Genomic DNA, 22234 nt, shown 5'->3' with positions numbered 1-22234 from the left:
CCTATGCAGACAAGTTTAACGAAGTTTTAGGACGCCCTCCGAGCGCCGCGCCGGATTGTGGGGCAGGTATCACGTTCCGGTGATGGAACACGCCGTCACCGTTTTGGCCGTATCACCCCAAAGGTATAACCCGTCTCGACGGCGGTCTTGCCAAATTTATGGCGCAGCTTGTCCATGGCCGCTTCCGCCGCCGCCCGTCGGCCGGCCTGCTCGTCAACGAGATCCGGCGGATCGGCGCGCGCCGGGTCTGTGAGGTCGCTGACGCCGATGCCGATCAGGCGGAACTTGGCGCCATCGGTTTCCTTCTCCAGCAGGCTGAGGCCGGTGCGAAAGATCCGGTCGGCGAGCTGAGTCGGGTCTTCCAGCCGCCGGTTGCGGGTGCGGCTCTTGAAGTCGGCCGTCTTCAGCTTCAGCACCACGGTGTGGCCGGCGATTTCCTGATGCTTCAGCCGGCCCGAAACCTTTTCCGACAGCCGGCGCAGGATCGGCACCAGATCCTCGAAGCGCGAAATATCCTCGAAGAAGGTGGTTTCGGCAGAGACGCTTTTTGCGGCCTCATTGGCATGCACCGTGCGCTCGTCAATGCCGCGCGACAGCCGCGACAGCCGCTGGCCCATCGCTCCATAGCGGCGCATCAGGTCGGCCTCCTGCATCACCTGCAACTGGCCGATGGTGCGGATGCCGTCGGCCTCGAGCGTTGCGGCAAGCGCGCGGCCCACACCCCAGATGGTGGTGACCGGGCGCGGGGCGAGAAAGGCCACGGCCTCTTCCTGGCCGATCACCGAAAAGCCGCGGGGCTTCTGCAAGTCGGACGCGACCTTGGCGAGGAACTTGCAATAGGAGAGCCCGACCGAGAGCGTGATGCCGATCTCCTTCTCCACCCGCCTTGCCAGCCGGGCAAGAATCTTTGCCGGCGGATCGTGATGCAGGCGCTCGGTGCCGGAAAGATCGAGAAAGGCCTCGTCGATGGAAATCGGCTGCACCAGTGGCGTCAGCTCCTCGAACAGCCGGCGCACCTCGCGGCCCACCTTGACGTATTTTTCCATATTGGGCGGAATTACCACTGCATCGGGACAGGCCTCCAGCGCCTTGAACATCGGCATGGCCGAACGCACGCCGCTGATGCGGGCGATATAGCAGGCGGTGGAGACGACGCCGCGCTTGCCGCCGCCGATGATCACCGGCTTGTCCGCAAGCTCCGGATTGTCGCGCTTTTCGACGGAGGCATAGAAGGCATCGCAGTCGATATGGGCAAGCGTCAGGTCGTAGAGTTCCGGATGATAGACGAGACGCGGGCTGCCGCAGGCGCGGCAACGCCGGTTGCCGACCGGCTGGCCGGTCAGGCAGTCGCGGCAGAAGCCTGGATCATGGGACGCAGCAGTCGTCATCGCAAGGAACAAATATTGAACATCTGCACCATACCGCCGAAAAGGTGGCTGCACAAGCGACCGCAGCCGGAGCCGTCAGCCTGCCTGTGGATGGCCGCTCAGCCCCCTCGCTGGCGGCTTCCGGCAAGCGCGATGAGTATCAGCAGATGGCCATTTGCATCCCCGCCTGCACTTTTTACGCGTTTAGGCCGCATCCGTTACATAACTGTCATCCCGACTTTCTAGGAAGGAGCGGACACACGTTTGTGAGAGGGACACCACAATGCGCCAACTGTTTCTAGCTCTGACATCTGCGACCATGCTTGCCGGTGCAGCCAGCGCCGCAACGGTCTATCCGCTTGACCGCGCCACCGTGCTGGTCGGTTCGCCGTTTGATTTCAAGGTCGAGTTTTCCAAGGTCGTGAAGCCGGAAGACGTCAAGGTCACCGTCAACGGCGAAGCCTACGAAACCGTCTTCGGCAAGGCAGCGAATTTCGTTGCCGAGGAGAAGGGCAAGGAAGACAAGGTTCTGGGCTCCGCTCTCATCCTGCGCGACCTGACCATCGCCAAGGCCGGTACCTACAAGGTTGACGTTTCGGCCGGCGACGAGAAGAAGACGGTCAGCTGGGATGTGTATGGCACGGCAGCCGCGCCGAAGGCCAAGAACATCATCTTCCTGCTCGGCGACGGTCTGTCGGTTGCCCATCGCACCGCTGCCCGCATCATGTCGAAGGGCATGACCGAGGGCAAGGCCAACGGTCGTCTGGCCATGGATGACGTTCCCCCGGTCGCCTTCATCGGCACGTCCTCGACGCATGCCATTGCAACCGACAGCGCCAATACGATGTCGGCCTACATGACCGGCCACAAGTCGCGCGTCAACGCGCTTGGCGTGTATGCCGACCGCACGCCGGCTTCGCTGGACGACCCGAAGGTCGAAACCATTGCAGAAGCGCTGCGCCGCACCACGAAGAAGTCGATCGGCATCGTGTCGACGGCCGAAGTCGAGGATGCGACGCCGGCAGCCCTCGTCTCCCATACCCGCTCGCGCAATGACAAGGCCGAGATCGTCGGCATGCTGTATGGCGTGAAGCCCGATGTCCTGCTCGGCGGCGGCTCTGCCTACTTCCTCGCCAAGGACGTGCCCGGCTCCAAGCGCAAGGACGACAAGGATTACATCGCCTTGTTCAAGGAGGCCGGCTACGGCTTGGCGATCAACAAGACCGAACTGGCTGCCGCGTCCGGTTCCAACCAGGACAAGCTGCTCGGCCTGTTCCATACCGGCAACATGGATGTGACGCTCGACCGTGAGTTCCTGAAGAAGGGCACCGTCGACAAGTTCCCCGACCAGCCCGGCCTCGTCGACATGACGAAGGCTGCCCTCGACAAGCTGTCGAAGAACCCGGACGGCTTCTTCCTGATGGTGGAAGGCGCATCGATCGACAAGATGAGCCATCCGCTGGACTGGGACCGCGCGGTTGTCGATACGATCGAGTTCGACAAGGCGATCGGCGTTGCTCGCGCATTTGCCGAAAAGAACCCCGATACGCTGATCGTCGTCACCGGTGACCATACGCATGGCGTCTCGATCATCGGCACCGTCGATGACGAAAAGCCGGGCACCGAAATGCGCGAAAAGGTCGGCACCTATGACGCCGCCGGCTTCCCCAACTATGAAGACAAGAACGGCGACGGCTATCCGGACAAGATCGACGTTTCGCGTCGCCTGTTCATCGCCGCCAACAATGGCCCGGACCATTACGAAACCTTCCGTCCGAAGCTCGACGGTCCGTTCGTTCCGGCCATCAAGAATGAAAAGGGCGAATACATCGCCAACGAAGCCTACAAGGATGTTCCCGGCGCCGTCTTCGTACAGGGCAATATCCCCAAGGATGGCGACAGCGGCGTTCATGCCGTCGACGATGTCGTGCTGCAGGCCGCCGGCCCGGGCGCCGAAGGCTTCCGTGGCTACATGGAGCAGAGCGATGTCTACCGCGTACTGGCCGATGCCTTTGCCCTCGGCGCCGCGAAGAAGTAAAATCTAAAGGCCTTCCGGCACGGGACAGGCGGCATCTGCCGCCTGTCCCTGTCGCTTTTGAAAGAGGTGCGGTCATGGATCATACAGTGAGAGGCGGGCTGAAGCGCCGGCAGGTGCTCGGGGCAATGGCTGCATTGCCCTGTCTTGCATCGCCGTTGAGCGCGCGGGCCGAGGAACGGCTGGGGTTCGGTGAACTCTACAAGAGCTTCGGCGTGCTCGGGCTGTCCTTTTCCGACAAGGTCAATCGCCTCAAGGGACAGGACGTGTCCATCACCGGCTTCATGGCCCCGCCGCTGAAGGCAGAGGCCGCCTTTTTCGTGCTGAGCGAAATTCCGATGTCGCTCTGCCCCTTCTGCTCTTCCGATGCGGACTGGCCGGACAATATTCTGGTCGTCTATCTGGCGCGCAAGCAGACCTTCGTGCAGTTCAACGCGCCGATCCTGGTCGAGGGCGTCCTGGACCTCGGCTCCTGGTCGGATCCCGAAACTGGCTTCGTCAGCCAGATCCGCCTGCGCAATGCCTCGTTCAAGACGGTCTAGGCGATGCTTTCCCTTGAGATCAATGGTCTGGAGATGCGCTATCCGGGGCTTGCAGCGCCCGTCCTTGCGATAGACCGGCTGCAGGTTCCAGCCGGCACGCGCCTGTGCATCACCGGGGCGTCCGGCTCGGGAAAAAGCACGTTCGTCAACGCCATTACCGGGCTTGAGCGCATCCGCCACGGATCCGTCTCCTGGAACGGTACGGACCTGACCCGCCTGTCTGCGGGCGGACGTGATGCCTTCCGGGCCCGCCATATCGGGCTGGTCATGCAGGATTTTCATCTGTTTCCCGGCCTTTCCGCCTTCGAAAATGTCGTGCTGCCGGTGCGACTGGCGCGCCGGCTGACGAGTACGGAAGCGCAGCGCGCCCGCTTTCTGCTGGACGTGACCGGCATTGCACGTCCGCAGCAGAGGATCGAAACCCTGTCGCGCGGCGAAATGCAGCGCGTTGCCGTGGCACGCGCCCTGCTGTTGAAGCCGGGCGTCATCGTCGCCGACGAGCCGACGGCAAGCCTCGACAGCCAGGCGGGCGAGCAGGTGAGCGAACTTCTGGTGCGGCTGTCGCGCGAGGAGCGAGCAACGCTGATCGTCGTCACGCATGATCCGGCATTGGCCGCGCGGCTCGACCGCCATATCCGGCTTGTCGCCGGCGCCATCGTGGAAGACAAAGAAGGAGTGCAGGCGCCATGATCCGGTTCATCCTCGCCGATCTCAGGCGGTTTGGCGGTGGTGCGCTGTCGGTCGTCATTCTCATTGCGCTCTCCGTCGCTCTCTCCGTTGCGGTGACGCTGCAGGAGAGGGCGGTGCGGCTTGGAAGCGCCCGCGCGGCGGAAAAATTCGATCTGCTGGTCGGGGCGCCGGGCAGCGAGACGCAGCTTGCGCTGTCGGCGGTGTTCCTGCAGCCGGCGCCTCTACCGCTGATGTCCGGCAAGGTGCTGGCGAAGCTTGCCGCAGATCCGCGTGTCGCGCTTGCAGCCCCCGTCGGCTTCGGCGATTCCAGTTTCGGTTTCCCCATCGTCGGAACCACCACCGCCCTGATTTCGGCGCTCTCGCCGCAACTTGCCGATGGCCTGCCGTTTTCGCGTCTCGCAGACGCCGTGGTCGGTGCCGACGTGCCGCTGAAGACCGGTGCCGAGGTAAAGCCGATGCATGGCAGCGTCGAGACGGGCGGCGAGACGCATACGCAGATCATCTATCGCGTGGTGGGGCGCATGGCGCCGACCAGAACCGCCTGGGACCGGGCCATCCTCGTGCCGATCCGCGCCGTCTGGGGCCTTCACGGTATGGCCGGCGCCGAGGCGCACGCCCATGAGGGAGAAACGCACGGCGATGAGGAACCGGGGCATGCGCATGGGCAAGGGGACGAGCATCCGGCGGGTAGCGAGCCTGCCGGCGAGCATGGGCTGCCGGCCCATCCGGAGGCGCACGGCCCGCAGGACGATGACGAAGCGGATGAGCATGGCCATGTTCACGGCCATGTCGATGCCGATGCGCCGCTGGATGAGCATTTCGATGCGCAGACACCGGGCGTGCCTGCCGTTCTCGTCAAGCCGAAAACTATCGCCGATGCCTACCGGCTGCGGCAGGAATACCGCTCCGAAACGACGCTTGCGGTGTTTCCGGCCGAGGTGCTGACGAGGCTCTATGCCACACTTGGCGATGCGCGAAGCCTGCTGCTGGCCATTGCCGTCGGCACGCAGGGCATCGTCATTGCCGCCATTCTGCTGGTGGCCACCATGCATATCGGCGCGCGCAAGCGCCAGATCGGTGCGCTGCGGGCGCTGGGCGCCCCCATGCGTGCGGTGGTTATCCTCGTCTGGGGAGAACTGTTCGTGCTGTTCCTTGCCGGCATCGGGCTTGGCGGGTTGATCGGCCTTGTGACAGCGCAGCTGATTTCCGCCAGACTCACCGCCGCAACCGCGGTGCACCTGCCGGTGGAATTTGCGCAGGAGGACTGGCGCCTTGCCATCGGCTTCGTGGTGGCTGCAGCCGTGGTGTCGCTGGTGCCGGCTCTCGGTGCGCTGCGCCTCAGCCCGGCAGCGGCCCTGCGGTCTTGAGGCATCTGAAGCAGCCCGCTTGCCTCCCCCGTCTTGATCCGCGACGAGGAGAGCGAGGCGCCGGTTCAGCGGTGGCCGAAATGGCGCAGGATATGGCCTTCGGCATCGGCCCAATCGCTTGCCTGCACCACATGCGGGCCGGGCTTCGGCGCGTGGCGGTGCATCTCGCTTGCCGGCATCAGGTGGACGAGCAGGCAGTCCGGCACGGCATCTGCCACCGAAACATGGTTGTGCGCCATGTCGTCGATGAAGGCGACCGGCAGGGCGCGGCCGGCGTGCAGCCGCTCGATCACCGGGCCCTTGGGGCTTTCGGTTGCAAGAAGCGGAAAGGTCAGGTCCAGCCGGTCGAGCAGGCGGCGGCGCATCTCGGTATAACGCGGCGGCATGGCGGTCAGAAACACCACGTCGGCATTTTCCCCTATGCGCTTCAAGGAGGACACCGCATCGCCGAAGGGCACCTGCCAGTCTTCCTGCGCCTCGAAGAAATCGAGAATCAGCTTGCTCACCAGCGGATCCGCAAGCGGCGCCTCATCAAGCGCGGAGACGATGTTGCCGTGCAGCCGGTAGGAGCGCGGCACCAGCCGGTGGCCAAGGCTCGTAAGGTAGCTTTCGAACGGCGTCAGGAATTCCAGCACCACGTCATCGACGTCGCATACCGCAAGCGGGCGGTCGGCAAGGCGCACGTGATCGAGATCGACGATTTCGCTCATTCATACTCTCCCGAACCAAGGCCCGGCCCCGAATAGTGATGCCAGGCGGCCACCACCGCCTCCGGTTTCCACTGGCGGGCTTCGCAGAAGGCAAGCAGGGTCGGCTCATGCGCCATGACGAAATCGATCATGCCGGCGAGAAAGCCCGGATCGCCGACCGCATGGCGCAACTGGTCCACCTGCAGGCCGGACAGCGCCAGAAAGCGGCTGAACATGTCGGGCTCTTCTGCCAGCCATTGAAGAACGGCAGCTGCCGTTTCCTCCGGCTTGGGCAGAGCCAATGTTTTTCCCGTGTCGAGGCGCATAGCTATATAAATTACCTTTTCTTCAACCAAATGGCCTTAAGGTCACCGCTACCGAATGAATGGAATCGGCCATGATGCGAGCTTATATCTCAAGGTGAGGCTTGCAAGGCTGGATGGGGATGATGTTATGCCCAAAAGGGTCATGATTGTCGAAGACAACGAGCTGAACATGAAGCTCTTCCGCGATCTGATCGAAGCCTCGGGCTATACGACGATCCAGACGCGCAATGGCATGGAAGCGCTGGATCTGGCGCGCAAACATCGGCCGGACCTGATCCTCATGGATATCCAGCTGCCGGAAGTGTCGGGGCTCGAAGTGACGAAATGGCTGAAGGAAGACGATGAGCTGCACGTCATCCCGGTCATCGCCGTCACGGCCTTTGCCATGAAGGGAGACGAGGAACGGATCCGCCAGGGCGGATGCGAAGCCTATGTGTCCAAGCCGATTTCCGTGCCGAAGTTTATTGAAACCATCAAGACTTACCTGGGCGACGCCTGAACAGGACTTTTGACAGATGACGGCACGGATCCTGGTGGTCGACGATATACCGGCGAACGTGAAGCTGCTGGAAGCCAGGTTGCTTGCCGAATATTTCGATGTGTTGACCGCGCAGGACGGCTTCAAGGCGCTCGAGATTGCGCTTGCGACCCATGTCGACATCATCCTCCTTGACGTGATGATGCCCGGTATGAACGGTTTCGAGGTCTGCGAGCGGCTGAAAGCCGACCAGCGCACCGCCCATATCCCGGTCGTCATGGTGACGGCTCTGGACCAGCCGGCCGATCGCGTGCGGGGGCTGAAGGCCGGTGCCGACGATTTTCTGACCAAGCCCGTCAACGATCTGCAACTGGTGTCGCGGGTGAAAAGCCTCGTTCGGCTGAAGATGCTGGGCGACGAGCTGCGCCTTCGGGCCGAAACCGCCCGCACCATCGGTATGGAAGAACCGCTGCGGCTGGACGCGATGGAAGGGCCGGGGCAGGTGCTGCTGGTCGATAGCCGCGCCAGCAGCCAGGAACGCATCGTTAAGGCGCTGAAGCCGGTGGCGGAGGTGACGGCCATGTCCGACCCGCAGGCGGCGCTGTTCGAGGCGGCGGAAAATCCCATCGACATGGTGATCATCAACGGCACCGGCGACGATTACGACCCGCTGCGGCTCTGCGCGCAACTGCGCCTTCTGGAACGCACGCGCTTCCTGCCGCTGCTGCTGGTGACGGAACTCGGCGACGAGGACGTGATCGTCCGGGCGCTCGATCTCGGCGTCAACGACTACATCGTGCGGCCGATCGATCCGAACGAACTGGTGGCCCGCACGCTGACTCAGATCAAGCGCAAGCGCTACAATGACCGGCTGCGCACCAATGTGCGCCAGACAATCGAACTCGCAGTCACCGACGGGCTCACCGGCCTCAACAACCGCCGCTACCTCGACAACCAGCTGAAGGTGATGTTTACCCGTGCCGCCGCCCGCAGCCGGGCTCTCTCGCTTTGCATGACCGATATCGATCGCTTCAAGCAGGTGAATGACACTTACGGCCATGATGTGGGGGACGAGGTTCTGCGCGAGTTTGCCCGCCGCATCCGCTCCACGGTGCGGGGGGCCGATCTTGCTTGTCGCTATGGCGGCGAGGAGTTCGTCGTGGTGATGCCGGACACCGATGCCATCACGGCCGCAGCGATTGCCGAGCGCCTGCGCGCGACCATTGAAAACGCGCCCTTCGTGCTCGAGCGCTCCGGGCTTCGCCTTGCCATCACTGCCTCGCTCGGCATCGCCACCAATCTGCAGGGCATCGAGACACCCGAGCAATTGCTGAAACAGGCCGACCGCGCCCTTTATGCCGCCAAGACGGGCGGGCGCAATCGCGTGGTGGCCGCAGCAGCATAGCGATTCGCCTCAAATTAATGCAGCGCTGTCGGCGGGCAGGCGAAATTATTGTGCATCAGGTTTTGACAACTAAAAACCGTCGGGTAGACAGGTTTGCGGAATGTCGAGCGATATTCTATTTTCTGAATACCTTTTCCTGATGTTGCCAAACCCGCCCTGCTTGCTTTTTAGCGCTTTCTACAGCCTGCAGTGATCTTTGAACCGCTCTGCGATGGCAAGGACCGGCAAGATAATACTTACCAATATTCAGATTGAATATAGCAATGGCCGTGATCTTTTTAACCATGTCGTGGGGAAAAGTGTTGGCTGGTTAAGAATAGGTTGATTTTAAATCTGAATTAGGCAAGTCTAGGACAAGCCAGATTGTTTCTGCCTCTTTCGGGGGTGCGGAAACTCAAATACCCCATGATGCTCAGGTCCGCCGCATCTCCTGGGTCGTGGGGTCGGTCGGTCGGTTCGCATGTCACGCGGTTCCTCGTGCCGCTTTGCGCGCCGACCGACCCCCTAAGGCTTTTTCCCTCAGACTGATAAAAATTAAGCCGCTTTATACGCGCCACTTGCTGTCGACATTTTCTGACGAAAACGGGCGCCGCAGTTCAAACCTGATGATTGGAGAGGCAGTGCGGCGCGATGAGGGGCGGCGGGTGCGCTGCTTGCCTCCATAGGGAACCGGATCGGAAAAGGCCGCAGGAATGGACGCTGCCGTGACGAAGCCGTCGCGGCGGCTTCGGAGGGGCCCGGCACAGGGTAAGGCGGCTCGGAGAGGCAGTTTGCACCAACTGCCATCTGTCGCGCGCCACTGGGGCTTTGCGGTCTATGGCGGGTGCTTAAGCAAGACGGGCGGTAGTGGCGGCCATTGGCGTGTGCGCGGCTGATCCGTGCTGGCTGGACGCACCTCCATCAACTGCCGAGGCGGGCGTGATCGCAGAGGCATCAAAACGAAAAAGGCGCGGGAGCCGGTGGCACCCACGCCTTTTTGAAGAAAGGAAAAAGATCAGGCTTACTTGATCTTGGTTTCCTTGAACTCGACATGCTTGCGTGCGATCGGGTCGTACTTGGTCTTGGTCATCTTGTCGGTCATCGTACGGCTGTTCTTCGTCGTGACGTAGAAGAAACCGGTATCGGCCGTCGACAGCAGCTTGATCTTGATGGTCGTAGCTTTCGCCATGGTCTTCCTGCCTCTAAATAAAAATCATGCCGCGGACGCCTCACGCGGTCCCCGGCCAAATCTGGCGCGAAACTACAAATCGCGCCCGAAAAGTCAAGCCTCATCTCGTCCGAAAGCCATCCGGCCGACGGATATCAGCACATAAAGACCGAAGAAGCCCGCCAGGGCCCAGGCAAAGCCGTCGTTTCCACTGATATCAATGGCTGCGCCGATCGCCTGCGGGCCGGCAACCGTGCCGATGGCATAGCAGAAAACGAAGGCCGCATTGGCGGCTGCAAGGTCGGCACCCGTGAGTCGGGAGCCGAGATGGGCAAGGCCGACCGTATAAAGACCGGAGACGCAACCGCCCCAGACCAGCAGCACGCCCGCCATCAGCCACCAGTTGCCCATGAGCGATGGCAGCGCCAGCGCGCCGGCAAGGCCGGCAAGCGCCATCAGAAAGAGCATGGGGCGGCGGTCCTTCAGGCGGTCGGAAATCATGCCGAAGGGGATCTGGAAGACCATGTTGCCAATGCCCATCACCGTCAGGAGAAGGGCAGCGCTGGATTCGGGAAGACCCATGCGGCTGGCATAGATCGGAAACAGCGACAGGCCACCCGCTTCGACGGCCCCGAAGACGAAGACGGCAGCGGTTGCCATCGGCACCAGATAGACATAGCGCAGGAAATGCCTCTGCGGCTTCTCGTCGAGAACCGGGCTTTCGGCCCGCGCGATATAGATCGGAATGAAGGCGAGCAGGATGGCGCAGGCGCCGATGATGAAGGGAAGCACGCCCTCGCTGCCGATGGCGGAAAAGATCAGCGGCCCCATGGCAAAGCCGATGGCAAGCACGGTCGCATAGATGCCCAGCACCAGGCCGCGCCGCCTTGGCGGTGCCGCCGCATTGATCCAGAATTCCGACAGGATGAACAGCGTCGTGGTGGCGCCGTGGAAGACGAGGCGCAGCGGAAACCACATCCAGAAGGCGCTGGCATAATAGAAGCCGAGCGCACTGATGGCCGACAGCACCACGGCCCACAGCATGGTGCGGGCCACGCCGAACTCATGGGCAAGGCGGGTGGTAATGGGGGCTGCAATCATGGCCGCAACACCGGCCATGGCCGAGTTTAGCCCGATCAGCGTCGACGAGATGCCGCGCTTTTCGAGAATGATGCTGAGGAGCGGAAGCCCGAGGCCAATCGCGATGCCGACCGCACTGATAGCGGAAATGGCAGCGACGAGGGACGGCCAGTGGATCTCTTCGGGGTGGTCATCTCGGCCACCTGCCGCCTGGGACATCTGACGATCCTTCGTATGAATATCCATTGTTCTTACAACCGACTCCGGAGAAATTCGCCGTTGCGACTGGTGTATACCTGCACATCGCTTCCAAACGGCAAACAGCGGCCGGACTCAAGTGATTTTTTTAAGTCATCGGCTACGGCGAGAACGATTTCCGGAAGTTTCACCGCCCGGAGGTCGCAAAGATCGAGCCAGCGGAAGTCGCTGAGCTCGTCGCTTTCCCGCAATCGGGAAAGATCAATCTCAGCTTCGTCGATAAATGTGGCAAAGAACCGGTTGTCGAAACGCCTGACGGCACCGGGTGGCGTGACGGCCCGGGCAAGGTAGCGCAGGCTGGAGAGATCGACGCCGCGTTCTGCCACGGTATCCGGGTGGCCGAGCGTCAGTCCGGTTTCCTCGTGAAGCTCGCGTGCGGCGGCAAGGGCGAGCGCACGAGCGCCAGCCGTTGATTGGGGAGCGGACGGTCCCGCCTGCAGTTTCTGAAGAACCGCCGGCGCAAGATCGCGGCAAAAGGGCAGGATGAAATCGCGTGGATCACGCCGCCCGCCGGGAAAGACGTACACATCCGGCATGAAGGCGTGGCCGCTGCCGCGCCGCCCGACCAGAATGCGCGGGGTTGACGCCGCACGGTCGATCAGGATCAGCGAGGCGGAGGGACGCGGGCGAAGGCCCGGCCGGGGTTTTGGCCCGGACGCCGTCGTTCCAGGCCCATGCGTCTGGCTCATTCGAGAGGGCCACCGCGGCCGGGATCAAAGGTCTCGTCCTCGTTGCCGAAGCCGTGCATGCGCAAGGCCCATTGCAGGCCAATGACGCCGCCCTTGATCGGCTGCATGGATAAAAGCGCTGTCGCGATGGTGATCGGCGTCCAGATGGCAAGATGCGTCCACATCGACAATTGCCAGACCATGTCCGTCATCATGAAGCCGCCGATGGTGACGTGGCCGATGAGGAAGATGACGAGATAGGGCGGCAGGTCGTCGGAGCGCTGATGGTGCAGATCCTCGCCACAGGCAGCGCAGCGATCCACCGGCTTGACGAAGCCGCGAAACAGTTTTCCCTCGCCGCAGGCCGGGCAGGTGCAGCAGAGGCCGCGCCAGATCGAGCGGCCGAGCGGACGCTCGGGGCGTTCGGCCTCGCCATAGTGCAGGATCGGCTTTTGCGCCTGATGTGCGGATGCCTGGTGACCTGTCATGTCGCGTTCTCCCGGGCCAAGGCGCCGACGTGCGGCGCTCGCCCTGTCCTTGATGTGCTTTTCGCATTCCGGCGCCGGCAGAGTGCCACAGGCAACTTCGAAATGCCTTAACGTCCGCGGCGTGGCGGACGCGTACCCGGCATCTTGCCGCTTCGCTGGCCGGCCCTGCGGCCCGACTTGTGGAAGGACCGCGTGGCAATGCCCATCTTCTGGCCCTCGCTCAGCATCTCGAAGCGCAGCGCACCGGCGAGCGGAATGGCTTCCACCAGCTTCACGTCCACCGCATCACCCAGCTGGAACCCGAGGGCCGTTCGCTCACCGATCAGCGCCTGACGGCTTTCGTCATAATGGAAGTAATCGGTGCCCAGCGTAGATATGGGCACGAAACCATCGGCGCCATAGGTGGGCAGTGCGACAAACAGTCCCGCCTTGGTGACACCCGAGACGCGGCCCTCGAAGGACTGGCCGACGCGTTCTGCCAGGTGATGTGCGATCAGCCGGTTGATGGTGTCGCGCTCGGCGGCCATGGCGCGGCGTTCGAAGGTGGAAATTTCAGCGGCGATATCCTCGAGCTGGGCTTCCTGTTCCGGCGTGATGCCGCCTTCGCCGAGGCCGAGCGAACCGACCAGTGCCCGATGCACGATAAGGTCGGCGTAACGGCGGATCGGCGAGGTGAAATGGGCGTATTTCATCAGGTTGAGGCCGAAATGGCCGATATTGTCGGGGCTGTAGACGGCCTGGCTCTGGCTGCGCAGAACCATCTCGTTGACCATGATCTGGTGCGGCGTATCCTGTGCTTTCGCCAAGATGCCGTTAAACGAGTTGGAGCGCATCTGGCCGCCCTTGGCCATGGGAATGCCAAGCGTTGCCAGAAACTCGCGCAGCACTTCCTGTTTGGAGAGGGTCGGGGCGTCGTGGATGCGGTAGACGAGCGGCTGGCGCTTCTTCTCCAGCGTTTCGGCGGCGCAGACATTGGCCTGGATCATCATTTCCTCGATCAGCTTGTGGGCATCGAGGCGTTCGGGAATGATGACGGTGTCGACGGTGCCATCCGGCTTCAGCTTGATCTTGCGCTCGGGCATATCAAACTCGAGCGGCTGGCGGCGGTCGCGGCCGCGCTTCATGATCTCGTAGGCGCTCCACAGCGGCTTCAGGATGGGGTCCAGAAGCGGGCCGCTCTTGTCGTCGGGCTTGCCGTCGATGGCGGCCTGTGCCTGCTGGTAGGAGAGCTTTGCGGCGCTCTTCATCATCACGCGGTGAAACGTGTGGCTTGCCTTGCGGCCATCCTTGGAAAACACCATGCGCACGGCAAGTGCGGGGCGGTCCTCGCCTTCGCGCAGCGAGCAGAGATCGTTGGAGATACGCTCCGGCAGCATGGGCACAACGCGGTCGGGGAAATAGACCGAATTGCCGCGCTTCAGCGCCTCGCGGTCGATGGGCGAGCCGGTGCGGATATAATAGGCGACATCGGCAATGGCGACCGTGACGATGACGCCGCCGTCATTGTCGGGCGATGGGTCCGGCTCGGCGTAAACGGCGTCGTCATGGTCCTTGGCATCGGCGGGGTCGATGGTGACGAGCGGCACATGGCGCCAGTCCTCACGATTCTTCATACTGGCGGGCTCTGCGGCTTCCGCCTCGTCCATCACCGCCTGCGGAAAGATGTGGGGAATGCCGTGCGAATAGATGGCGATCATCGAGATCGCCTTTTCGCTCGCCACCGAACCGACGACCGAAAGCACCTTGGCCCGCGGCAGGCCGAAGCGGGCGCCGGTCAGCACATCGGCTTCGATCAGGTCACCGTCTTTCGCATCGCCGAGGTCACTGGCGGCAATCTGCATTTCCTCGCCGCGCCGGTCGATCGGCATCAGGCGGGCGCCACCTTCCGGCATCAGGCGGATGACGCCGAGGCCGGCATTGCGGCGCTTGTCGATGACTTTGACGACCCGGGCGGTGTAGGCGGGGCCAGCGCGGTCCTTGTTCGGGAAGATTTTGGCAAGCACCCGGTCGCCCAAACCAGCGGCCGGTGCCTTGCTTTTACTGCGGGCGTCCGAGGACTGGCGGATCAGCACGGCAGGTGCAACGCCTGCCTCTTCCGGCCATTCGGTGGGGCGGGCGATGAGATCGCCATCCTTGTCGCGGGTGGTGATGTCGAGCACGGTCATCGGCGGCAGGGCGCCGGGGCGCGTCAGCGTCTTGCGGCTCTTCTGCAGAAGGCCTTCCTCCTCCAGGTCACGCAGCACGTCCTTCAGCTCGACGCGTGTTTCACCCTTCAGGCCAAAGGCCTTGGCGATCTCGCGCTTGGAGGCGCGGTCCGGATTATCGGCGATGAATTCCAGAAGTACTTCGCGCGGCGGCACGACGCCCTGGATGATGGTCGCCCGTTCTGCCGGTGCGGATTTTGGCGCACGAAGGGAAAGGGTTCGGCCACCGGCCTTGATGCGTTTGCCTTCGCGCGGTTCTTTTGTCACGTGCCTGTCTTCTTTGCCTTGGGGGCCGCCTTCGGTTTGGCGGCTGCTTTCGTCTTCGGTGCGGCCTTGGTCGCCGTCTTCGTTGCAGCCTTGGCGGCCGGCTTGCGGGCCTTGGGCGCGCTCTCGGCACCCTCGGCAGAGGCGGCGGCCTTGGCGGAGGGCTTCTTCGCCTTGCCCTTGGCTGCCGGCGCCTTGCCGGCCTTTTCGGTGATCAGGGCCAGCGCATCTTCAACGGTGACGGCCTGCGGATCCTTGCCCTTGGGAAGGGTCGCGTTGACCTTGCCCCAGTTGACGTAAGGGCCGTATTTGCCCTCGCGCACGGTGATGGCGCCGCCGCTCGGATGCTCGCCCAGTTCCTTCAGCGCTGCGGCCGTCCGGCCACGGCCGCCGCCCTTCGACTGCTTTTCGGCAATGACGGTGACGGCGCGATTAAGCCCGATCGAAAACACGTCCTCGATGCTTTCGAGATTGGCGTAAGCGCCGTCATGCAGCAGGAACGGCCCATAGCGGCCAAGGCCTGCGGAAATCATCTTGGCCGTTTCCGGATGCTGGCCGACGTCACGCGGCAGGTTGATGAGGGCAAGTGCCTTTTCGTGATCGATATCCTCCGGCTTCCAGCCGCGCGGCAGCGATGAGCGCTTGGCCTCCTTGCCGTCACCGCGCTGGATATAGGGACCGAATCGGCCGGAGCGCAGTGTCAGCTCCTCGCCGGTCATCGGATCGGCACCCAATGCCTTCGGCTCGTTGAGGCCCGATGCTTCTGCCTCGTTGCCATCGGAGGAAAGCTGGCGGGTGAAATTGCACTCGGGGTAGTTCGAGCAGCCGACGAACGCGCCGTATTTGCCAAGCTTCAGCGACAGGTTTCCGGTGCCGCAGACCTGGCAGATGCGCGGATCGGACCCGTCGTCGCGCTTCGGAAACACCAGCGGCGCCAGAGCCTCGTTCAACGCATCAAGCACATTGGTGACGCGCAACTCCTTGGTGTCCTCGATCTGGGCGAAGAAGTCGTTCCAGAATTCGCGTAGAACCTGTTTCCAGTTCAGCTCGCCGGCCGAAATCTGGTCGAGTTTGGCTTCGAGGTCGGCGGTGAAATCATATTCCACATACTTTGTGAAGAAGTTCTCGAGGAAGGCCGTCACCAGCCGGCCCTTGGAATGCGGCACCAGCTTGCGCTTGTCGATGACAATATATTCGCGGTCGCTCAGCGTCTTCAGCGTGGCGGCATAGGTGGACGGGCGGCCGATGCCGAGCTCTTCCATCTTCTTGATCAGCGAGGCTTCCGAATAGCGCGGCGGCGGTTCGGTAAAGTGCTGGCTGGAATTCACCTTGTTCTTGTCGAGCTTTTCGCGGGCGTTGATTTCCGGCAGACGGCCGTCCTCATCGTCATCGCCGCCTTCGCCTTCCTCGCGCTGGTCGACATAGGCGGCCAGAAAACCATCGAAACGCACGACGGAGCCGACGGCGCGAAGGCCGGCGCGATCTGCGCCATTGGCGGCCAGGATCTCGACGGTGGTGCGTTCGATTTCGGCCGACGCCATCTGGCTCGCAATGCCGCGCTTCCACACCAGTTCGTAAAGGCGCAGTTGGTCGGAGTCGAGATAGCGGCGCACCTTGTCCGGCGAGCGGTTGAAATCGGTCGGGCGGATGGCTTCGTGGGCTTCCTGGGCGTTCTTGGCCTTGGTGGAATAGAAGCGGGCCTTTTCCGGCAGGTAGCGCGCGCCGAACTGGTCGTCAATGGCGCGGCGCGCCGCATCGATCGCTTCCGGCGCCATCTGCACGCCGTCGGTACGCATATAGGTGATGAGACCGACGGTTTCGCCGCCGATATCGACGCCTTCATAAAGACGCTGCGCCACCTGCATGGTGCGCGAGGCGGAGAAGCCGAGATTGGAGGAGGCCGCCTGCTGCAGCGTCGAGGTGGTGAAGGGCGGGCCGGGATTGCGCTTGACCGGCTTTGCCTCGACGGTATCGACCGTATAGGCGGCACCCTCGAGCATGGCCTTGATGCGACCGGCGTCCTCACCGTTCTTGATGCCGCGGGCCTGCACGCGCTTTCCGTCGGCCGAGACGAGGCGGGCTTCGAACTGGTCGCCGCGCGGGGTCTTCAGGAGAGCGGAGATGTTCCAGTATTCTTCCGGCACGAAGCGCTCGATCTCGCTTTCGCGGTCGCAGACGAGGCGCAGCGCCACCGATTGCACGCGGCCGGCCGAACGGGCGCCCGGCAGCTTGCGCCACAGAACCGGCGACAGGTTGAAGCCGACGAGATAATCCAGAGCGCGGCGGGCGAGATAGGCGTCGACCAGCGGCGTGTCAATGTCGCGTGGGTTGGCCATGGCGTCCAGCACGGCCTTCTTGGTGATGGCGTTGAAGACGACGCGCTTGACCGGCTTGTCGCCGATCACCTTCTTCTTCTTCAACAGATCCAGCACATGCCAGGAAATGGCTTCCCCTTCGCGATCCGGGTCGGTTGCGAGAAAGAGGCCGTCGGAGCCTTTCACGGCATCGGCAATATCCTTCATGCGCTTGGCCGACGCGGCATCGACCTCCCAGGACATTTCAAAATCCTGGTCGGGAAGCACCGATCCGTCCTTGGCGGGCAGATCGCGCACGTGGCCAAACGAAGCGAGAACCTTGTAGCCGGGGCCAAGATACTTGTTGATCGTCTTGGCCTTGGCCGGAGATTCTACAACTACAACATTCATCTTTGTTCTCTGAAGCGGGCAAAACGGCGGTGTCACTCAACGCCTTCGCCGGGTAACTGACCTCCCGACATGGAGGGCGTTTGCCTCGCGGTCAAGAGGGTGGCCTTATTTTATGCACTGCGGCATTGCAACCATTGCAAGCTATAATCAGTATTGCAATCAAGAATAAACAATGTAGATTTGCGGGTGTTGTTTGTTAAATACACGCAAAGATGGAAATCTTTGCCCGAAGCGTGGGTGGGACGATGGTTTCAGAGAGAGGCGATTTCAGCAGCAATGATCAGAGCCGCGCCAAGATCGCATATATTCGCCAGATGCTGGGCGAGTTGCACCGCGTCGCCCATGAAGAAGGCGCCGATATGCTCTGCTACCTGATCGAGATGGCCTATGTGGAGGCGGGGGACCTGCAGCAGGGCCGCCGTCGTCTGTCAATCCATCATGGCCAGTGAGACGAGCCCCCCGACATGCCGGTGCAGGCGACCGGCGAGATCCAGTTCCAGGAGAACCAGATAGACGGTGGCCGGGGCAAGTCCCGTGTGTCGGATGATATCATCGATTTCCACCGGCGTCGGCCCGAGTGCCGAGGCGATACGCTCGCGGTCGCTGTCATCAGGGGGCAGCATGTCGCCGGGCGGGCGCTCGCCGCCCGGTTCCTCGATCACCGGCTGGTCGAGTAGATCCAGTTGCGACAGCGGCGCCAGCGCATCGATGACGTCGGCGGACCCGGTGGTGACGATGGCGCCCTGTTTCAGCAACCCGTTGGTGCCATGGCAGCGCGGATCGAGCGGCGAGCCGGGTACGGCAAAGACAAGGCGACCGAAATCGCCGGCAAGGCGCGCGGTGATCAGCGAGCCGGAACGCTCCGCCGCTTCAATTACGACCACACCCAGCGAAACGCCGGCAATGAGACGGTTGCGGCGGGGGAAATCGCGCGCGCGGGGTTCCCAGCCGAAGGGCATTTCGCTGATCGCCAGGCCGTTGCCGGAGGTGATCTCATCCAGCAGGCCAACATTTTCCGGTGGATAGGGTTTGTCGAGCCCGCCGGCGAGGACGGCAATCGTGCCCGTCTCCAGGCTTGCGCGGTGCGCTGCCGTATCGATGCCGCGGGCAAGACCGGAGGTGATGACATAGCCGGCGCGGCCGCAATCGCGGGCAATCAGGCTTGCAAACTTCACTCCGTTGATCGAGGCGTTGCGCGAGCCGACAATGCCGACGGAGGGCGGAGAGGCGGCCGTCCGGTTGCCTTTCATGGCGAGAAGCGGCGGGGCGCCATCGATCTGGCGAAGTGCTGCCGGATAATCCGGCTCGCCGATGCCCACCAGGCGGGCGCCGAAGGTGCGGGCGCGGTCCAGTTCACGCTCGGCGTCTTCCACCGAGGCAATGCGGATGGCGCGGGCGGCACCACCGCGCCTTGAAAGCTCCGGCAGTGCCGCAAGGGCTGCTTCCGCCGAACCGAAATGGTTGATCAGGTCGCGGAAGGTGGACGGGCCGACATTGTCGCTGCGGATCAGCCTCAGCCAGGCGATCCTCTGCTTGTCCGATAGCGCAACTCCATTTCGTTTTGCGCTGTCGGATGGCATGAATGTCTATCCCTTCTGGCCAATCTTGCTCTCGGTGCCGTTGATCAGACGCTCGATATTGGCCTTGTGCTTCCAGTAGGAAATCAGCGTCATCACGGCCATGATCACGGCAATCTTCTGTTCGCCCACTATCCACAATGCAACCGGAATGACAAGCGTTGCAACCAGTGCGGCAAGCGACGAATAGCGGCTGAGTTTCGCGATCGTCAGCCAGACGAAGGCAAAGACCAGCACCATGGCAGGCGCCACGCCGAGCAGCGTGCCAATATAGGTCGCAACGCCCTTGCCGCCCTTGAAGCCGAGCCAGACGGGGAAGAGGTGGCCGAGGAAAGCGGCAAAGCCGGCAAGGACGCCTGATTCCCGGCCAAGCTCCGGCCCGAAATAGGCCGAGACGATCAAGGCGGCCGCCGTTGCCTTCAAGGCATCGAGCAGAAGCGTTGCGGCGGCCAGCTTCTTGTTGCCGGTGCGCAGCACATTGGTTGCACCGATATTGCCCGAGCCGATTGAGCGGATATCGCCAAGGCCGGCCGCCTTAGTGAGGATCAGGCCGAACGGAATGGAGCCGAGCAGGTAGCCGAAGGCAAGGGCTGCCAGCGCAATCGGCGCCGTGATCTGCCAGGTCAGAAGGTCTGTCATGATGGCGCTCCTTAAAGCTGGTGGACGAGGCGGCCGGCCACGTAGGTTGCCACCGCCCGGCCGCTGAAGCGCGCATCCTCGAACGGCGTGTTCTTCGACCGCGACACGATCGTATCCTTCGACATCAGCCAGGGCTCGTCGAGGTCGATCAGCGCGATATCGGCTTTGGCGCCCGGCTTCAGCGTGCCGGCGGGCAGGCCGAAAATCTCAGCGGGCCGCGTCGACAGGGCATCAATGAGCCGCATCAACGGCACGCGGCCGGCATGGTGGAGCCGAAGGGCAGCCGCCAGCATGGTTTCGAGCCCGATTGCGCCATCGGCGGCATCGGCGAAGGGTAGGCGCTTGGTATCGACATCCTGCGGGTCATGCGAGGAGACGATGATATCGATCGTGCCATCGGCCAGTGCATCGACCATGGCCTGGCGGTCATCTTCGGTGCGCAGCGGCGGCGACAACTTGAAGAAGCTGCGATATTCGCCGACGTCGTTTTCATTCAGCGACAGATGGTTGATCGAGATGGCGCAGGTGGCGTTTGCGCCACGCTGGCGGGCAAGCCGCATGGCCTCTGCCGATTCGGGCACGGAAATCTTTGCCGCATGATAGTTGGCGCCGGTGAGCTGCGCGATGCGCAGATCCCGTTCGAGCGGCAGAAGCTCCGCCTCCTTCGGAGCGCCGGACAGGCCGAGCCAGCTGGCAAACAGGCCCTCGTTCATCACGCCGTTGACAGCGAGATACGGATCGCGGGCCTCAAGCGCCACAACGGCACCGAATTCGCGGGCATAGGTCATGGCGCGGCGCAGCACCTGCGTATCGGCAAGGCAATGGCGGCCATTGGTGAAGGCAACGGCACCGGCTTGCGACAGAAGGCCGATTTCCGTCATTTCCTCGCCCTTCAGACCGCGGGTGAGGGCGGCTGCCGGGTGAACATTGACCAGCGCCTTGTCACGCGCCGTCTTCTTGACGAATTCGATGAGGGCAATGTCATCCAGCACCGGATCTGTATCCGGCATCATGATGAAGCTGGTGACGCCGCCGGCGGCTGCCGCGCGGCTGGCCGATTCGATGGTTTCGCGGTGCTCGGCGCCGGGTTCGCCGACAAAGACGCGGGCATCGATAAGGCCGGGCACGGCCAACAGGCCGTTGCATTCGCGAACGGCAGCACCGTCCGGCACGCCCTGGTTCTGCGCATCGCGACCGGCGGCAAGGATCACGCCATCGGCACCGACGATGATGGTGCCGGTCTCATCGAGATTTCTGGAGGGATCGACGATGCGGGCGTTCTTCAAGACAAGCGGAGTAGTCATGCGCTCCATCCCTCGCTGCGCGGGCCCTCGTTTTCAGAGACAAGCAGCGTTTCCATCACGGCCATGCGCACGGCAACGCCCATTTCGACCTGGCTTTCGATGACGCTCTGCGGACCATCGGCGACTTCCGAGGCGATTTCGACGCCGCGGTTCATCGGACCCGGATGCATCACGAGCGCATCCTCCTTGGCGGCCTTCAGCTTTTCGGCATCAAGCCCGTAGAAGTGGAAATATTCGCGCACCGATGGCACGAAGGAGCCGGACATGCGCTCGCGCTGCAGGCGCAGCATCATAACGACGTCCGCATCCTTCAACCCCTCTTCCATCGAATGGAAGACTTCGACGCCCATCTGCGCAATGCCCGACGGCAGAAGCGTGGACGGCGCAACGACGCGGACGCGGGCACCCATGGCGTTCAAAAGCAGGATGTTGGAGCGGGCAACGCGCGAATGCAGCACGTCGCCGCAGATGGCGACGATGATGCGCGACAGCTTGCCCTTGGCGCGGCGAATGGTGAGCGCATCGAGCAGCGCCTGCGTCGGGTGCTCGTGCTGGCCGTCGCCGGCATTCACCACCGAACAGGCGACCTTTTGCGCAAGAAGCGCTGCGGCGCCCGCCGAGGAATGGCGCACGACCAGCACATCCGGGCGCATGGCGTTCAGCGTCATGGCCGTATCGATCAGCGTCTCGCCCTTCTTGACCGACGAGTTTCCGACCGACATGTTCATCACATCGGCGCCAAGACGCTTGCCTGCCAGTTCAAAAGACGATTGTGTGCGGGTTGAGGCTTCGAAGAAGAGATTGATCTGGGTCAGACCGCGCAGCGTCGAGGTTTTCTTTTCTCTTTGCCGGCTGATCTTGACCGCCTCGTCTGCCTTGTCGAGAAGGAACGTAATGTCCTGCTCGGTCAGGCCCTTGATCCCGAGGAGATGGCGGTGGGGAAAGAAGACCACGAAATTGTCCTCCGCTGGTTTCCCGCGGTCTATAGAGAACGAGTGCAC

The 22234-nt window shown here is 62.8% G+C and carries 20 protein-coding genes; 7 read left to right on the top strand and 13 right to left on the bottom strand.

Going from position 1 to position 22234, the window contains the following annotated elements; genetic code table 11:
• Nucleotides 1–95: 95 nt before the first annotated feature.
• A complete protein-coding gene (locus tag J2858_RS00635; RefSeq protein ID WP_210102831.1) occupies nt 96–1388 on the bottom strand; it encodes a DNA polymerase IV in 1293 nt (430 codons plus the stop codon).
• Between the two features lie 262 nt (nt 1389–1650).
• Between J2858_RS00635 and J2858_RS00630 the strand changes: the two genes are divergently transcribed.
• From J2858_RS00630 to J2858_RS00615, 4 genes are all read left to right on the top strand, one after another.
• Complete coding sequence (locus J2858_RS00630) at nt 1651–3405, top strand: alkaline phosphatase (protein WP_210102830.1); 1755 nt, start codon at nt 1651–1653, stop codon at nt 3403–3405.
• Between the two features lie 74 nt (nt 3406–3479).
• Entirely contained in the window at nt 3480–3944 is a 465-nt protein-coding gene (locus J2858_RS00625) for a hypothetical protein (RefSeq protein WP_210102829.1), read from the top strand.
• A gap of 3 nt (nt 3945–3947) precedes the next feature.
• A complete protein-coding gene (locus tag J2858_RS00620) occupies nt 3948–4634 on the top strand; it encodes an ABC transporter ATP-binding protein (protein ID WP_210102828.1) in 687 nt (228 codons plus the stop codon).
• Nucleotides 4631–6001, top strand: coding sequence for an FtsX-like permease family protein (locus J2858_RS00615; protein ID WP_210102827.1), 1371 nt, complete (start codon nt 4631–4633; stop codon nt 5999–6001). Before J2858_RS00620 ends, J2858_RS00615 begins: the two co-directional genes overlap by 4 nt.
• A gap of 65 nt (nt 6002–6066) precedes the next feature.
• On the opposite strand, the gene J2858_RS00610 is transcribed toward J2858_RS00615, so the two are convergent.
• Nucleotides 6067–6711: a hypothetical protein gene (locus J2858_RS00610; protein WP_210102826.1), complete on the bottom strand. Its 645-nt coding sequence runs from the start codon at nt 6709–6711 to the stop codon at nt 6067–6069.
• Nucleotides 6708–7016 carry a DUF3572 domain-containing protein gene (locus tag J2858_RS00605; protein WP_210102825.1) on the bottom strand — a complete coding sequence of 103 codons (309 nt, stop codon included), beginning with the start codon at nt 7014–7016 and terminating at the stop codon, nt 6708–6710. The genes J2858_RS00610 and J2858_RS00605 overlap by 4 nt, the downstream gene beginning before the upstream one ends.
• A gap of 127 nt (nt 7017–7143) precedes the next feature.
• Between J2858_RS00605 and J2858_RS00600 the strand changes: the two genes are divergently transcribed.
• Entirely contained in the window at nt 7144–7515 is a 372-nt protein-coding gene (locus J2858_RS00600) for a response regulator (protein ID WP_210102824.1), read from the top strand.
• A gap of 16 nt (nt 7516–7531) precedes the next feature.
• Nucleotides 7532–8899, top strand: a complete 1368-nt coding sequence (locus J2858_RS00595) for a PleD family two-component system response regulator (protein WP_210102823.1) — start codon at nt 7532–7534, stop codon at nt 8897–8899.
• 1000 nt (nt 8900–9899) lie between these two features.
• On the opposite strand, the gene rpmG is transcribed toward J2858_RS00595, so the two are convergent.
• The 6 genes from rpmG to topA all read right to left on the bottom strand — a co-directional run bounded on the left by rpmG (nt 9900) and on the right by topA (nt 17713).
• Nucleotides 9900–10067 (bottom strand): 50S ribosomal protein L33, encoded by a 168-nt coding sequence (gene rpmG / locus J2858_RS00590; RefSeq protein WP_015915679.1) that lies wholly within the window; start codon nt 10065–10067, stop codon nt 9900–9902.
• Between the two features lie 93 nt (nt 10068–10160).
• Nucleotides 10161–11345 carry an MFS transporter gene (locus tag J2858_RS00585; RefSeq protein ID WP_210102822.1) on the bottom strand — a complete coding sequence of 395 codons (1185 nt, stop codon included), beginning with the start codon at nt 11343–11345 and terminating at the stop codon, nt 10161–10163.
• Nucleotides 11346–11377: 32 nt separating this feature from the next.
• Nucleotides 11378–12073 (bottom strand): NUDIX hydrolase, encoded by a 696-nt coding sequence (locus tag J2858_RS00580; RefSeq protein WP_210102821.1) that lies wholly within the window; start codon nt 12071–12073, stop codon nt 11378–11380.
• Nucleotides 12070–12540 (bottom strand): DUF983 domain-containing protein, encoded by a 471-nt coding sequence (locus J2858_RS00575; RefSeq protein ID WP_210102820.1) that lies wholly within the window; start codon nt 12538–12540, stop codon nt 12070–12072. Before J2858_RS00575 ends, J2858_RS00580 begins: the two co-directional genes overlap by 4 nt.
• Nucleotides 12541–12647: 107 nt before the next feature.
• Nucleotides 12648–15011, bottom strand: a complete 2364-nt coding sequence (gene rnr / locus J2858_RS00570; RefSeq protein ID WP_348635430.1) for a ribonuclease R — start codon at nt 15009–15011, stop codon at nt 12648–12650.
• Entirely contained in the window at nt 15008–17713 is a 2706-nt protein-coding gene (gene topA, locus J2858_RS00565; protein WP_210102819.1) for a type I DNA topoisomerase, read from the bottom strand. Before topA ends, rnr begins: the two co-directional genes overlap by 4 nt.
• Nucleotides 17714–17958: 245 nt before the next feature.
• Between topA and J2858_RS00560 the strand changes: the two genes are divergently transcribed.
• Nucleotides 17959–18162: a hypothetical protein gene (locus tag J2858_RS00560; RefSeq protein WP_210102818.1), complete on the top strand. Its 204-nt coding sequence runs from the start codon at nt 17959–17961 to the stop codon at nt 18160–18162.
• On the opposite strand, the gene dprA is transcribed toward J2858_RS00560, so the two are convergent.
• The 4 genes from dprA to J2858_RS00540 are packed head-to-tail and all read right to left on the bottom strand — an operon-like array spanning nt 18142 to nt 22186.
• Entirely contained in the window at nt 18142–19293 is a 1152-nt protein-coding gene (gene dprA / locus J2858_RS00555; protein ID WP_210102817.1) for a DNA-processing protein DprA, read from the bottom strand. The two genes, J2858_RS00560 and dprA, sit on opposite strands and share 21 nt — an antisense overlap.
• 6 nt (nt 19294–19299) lie before the next feature.
• Nucleotides 19300–19929: a glycerol-3-phosphate 1-O-acyltransferase PlsY gene (gene plsY / locus J2858_RS00550; RefSeq protein WP_245365500.1), complete on the bottom strand. Its 630-nt coding sequence runs from the start codon at nt 19927–19929 to the stop codon at nt 19300–19302.
• An 11-nt stretch (nt 19930–19940) separates the two neighbouring features.
• Nucleotides 19941–21233, bottom strand: coding sequence for a dihydroorotase (locus J2858_RS00545; protein WP_210102816.1), 1293 nt, complete (start codon nt 21231–21233; stop codon nt 19941–19943).
• The gene (locus tag J2858_RS00540; protein WP_210102815.1) at nt 21230–22186 is read right to left on the bottom strand and encodes an aspartate carbamoyltransferase catalytic subunit; all 957 of its coding nucleotides are present in this window, start codon (nt 22184–22186) and stop codon (nt 21230–21232) included. Before J2858_RS00540 ends, J2858_RS00545 begins: the two co-directional genes overlap by 4 nt.
• Nucleotides 22187–22234 lie beyond the last annotated feature (48 nt).

It is taken from the genome of Neorhizobium galegae (assembly GCF_017877135.1).
In the GTDB taxonomy this organism is placed as follows: Bacteria; Pseudomonadota; Alphaproteobacteria; order Rhizobiales; family Rhizobiaceae; genus Neorhizobium; species Neorhizobium galegae_A.
This window is presented reverse-complemented; position numbering and strand designations above follow the sequence as displayed.

What these genes read in the sequence shown, in the direction of transcription:
- J2858_RS00635 (WP_210102831.1), bottom strand. Translation starts at nt 1,388, where the DNA reads ATGACGACTGCTGCGTCCCATGATCCAGGCTTCTGCCGCGACTGCCTG.
- J2858_RS00630 (WP_210102830.1), top strand. Translation starts at nt 1,651, where the DNA reads ATGCGCCAACTGTTTCTAGCTCTGACATCTGCGACCATGCTTGCCGGT.
- J2858_RS00625 (WP_210102829.1), top strand. Translation starts at nt 3,480, where the DNA reads ATGGATCATACAGTGAGAGGCGGGCTGAAGCGCCGGCAGGTGCTCGGG.
- J2858_RS00620 (WP_210102828.1), top strand. Translation starts at nt 3,948, where the DNA reads ATGCTTTCCCTTGAGATCAATGGTCTGGAGATGCGCTATCCGGGGCTT.
- J2858_RS00615 (WP_210102827.1), top strand. Translation starts at nt 4,631, where the DNA reads ATGATCCGGTTCATCCTCGCCGATCTCAGGCGGTTTGGCGGTGGTGCG.
- J2858_RS00610 (WP_210102826.1), bottom strand. Translation starts at nt 6,711, where the DNA reads ATGAGCGAAATCGTCGATCTCGATCACGTGCGCCTTGCCGACCGCCCG.
- J2858_RS00605 (WP_210102825.1), bottom strand. Translation starts at nt 7,016, where the DNA reads ATGCGCCTCGACACGGGAAAAACATTGGCTCTGCCCAAGCCGGAGGAA.
- J2858_RS00600 (WP_210102824.1), top strand. Translation starts at nt 7,144, where the DNA reads ATGCCCAAAAGGGTCATGATTGTCGAAGACAACGAGCTGAACATGAAG.
- J2858_RS00595 (WP_210102823.1), top strand. Translation starts at nt 7,532, where the DNA reads ATGACGGCACGGATCCTGGTGGTCGACGATATACCGGCGAACGTGAAG.
- rpmG (WP_015915679.1), bottom strand. Translation starts at nt 10,067, where the DNA reads ATGGCGAAAGCTACGACCATCAAGATCAAGCTGCTGTCGACGGCCGAT.
- J2858_RS00585 (WP_210102822.1), bottom strand. Translation starts at nt 11,345, where the DNA reads ATGTCCCAGGCGGCAGGTGGCCGAGATGACCACCCCGAAGAGATCCAC.
- J2858_RS00580 (WP_210102821.1), bottom strand. Translation starts at nt 12,073, where the DNA reads ATGAGCCAGACGCATGGGCCTGGAACGACGGCGTCCGGGCCAAAACCC.
- J2858_RS00575 (WP_210102820.1), bottom strand. Translation starts at nt 12,540, where the DNA reads ATGACAGGTCACCAGGCATCCGCACATCAGGCGCAAAAGCCGATCCTG.
- topA (WP_210102819.1), bottom strand. Translation starts at nt 17,713, where the DNA reads ATGAATGTTGTAGTTGTAGAATCTCCGGCCAAGGCCAAGACGATCAAC.
- J2858_RS00560 (WP_210102818.1), top strand. Translation starts at nt 17,959, where the DNA reads ATGGTTTCAGAGAGAGGCGATTTCAGCAGCAATGATCAGAGCCGCGCC.
- dprA (WP_210102817.1), bottom strand. Translation starts at nt 19,293, where the DNA reads ATGCCATCCGACAGCGCAAAACGAAATGGAGTTGCGCTATCGGACAAG.
- plsY (WP_245365500.1), bottom strand. Translation starts at nt 19,929, where the DNA reads ATGACAGACCTTCTGACCTGGCAGATCACGGCGCCGATTGCGCTGGCA.
- J2858_RS00545 (WP_210102816.1), bottom strand. Translation starts at nt 21,233, where the DNA reads ATGACTACTCCGCTTGTCTTGAAGAACGCCCGCATCGTCGATCCCTCC.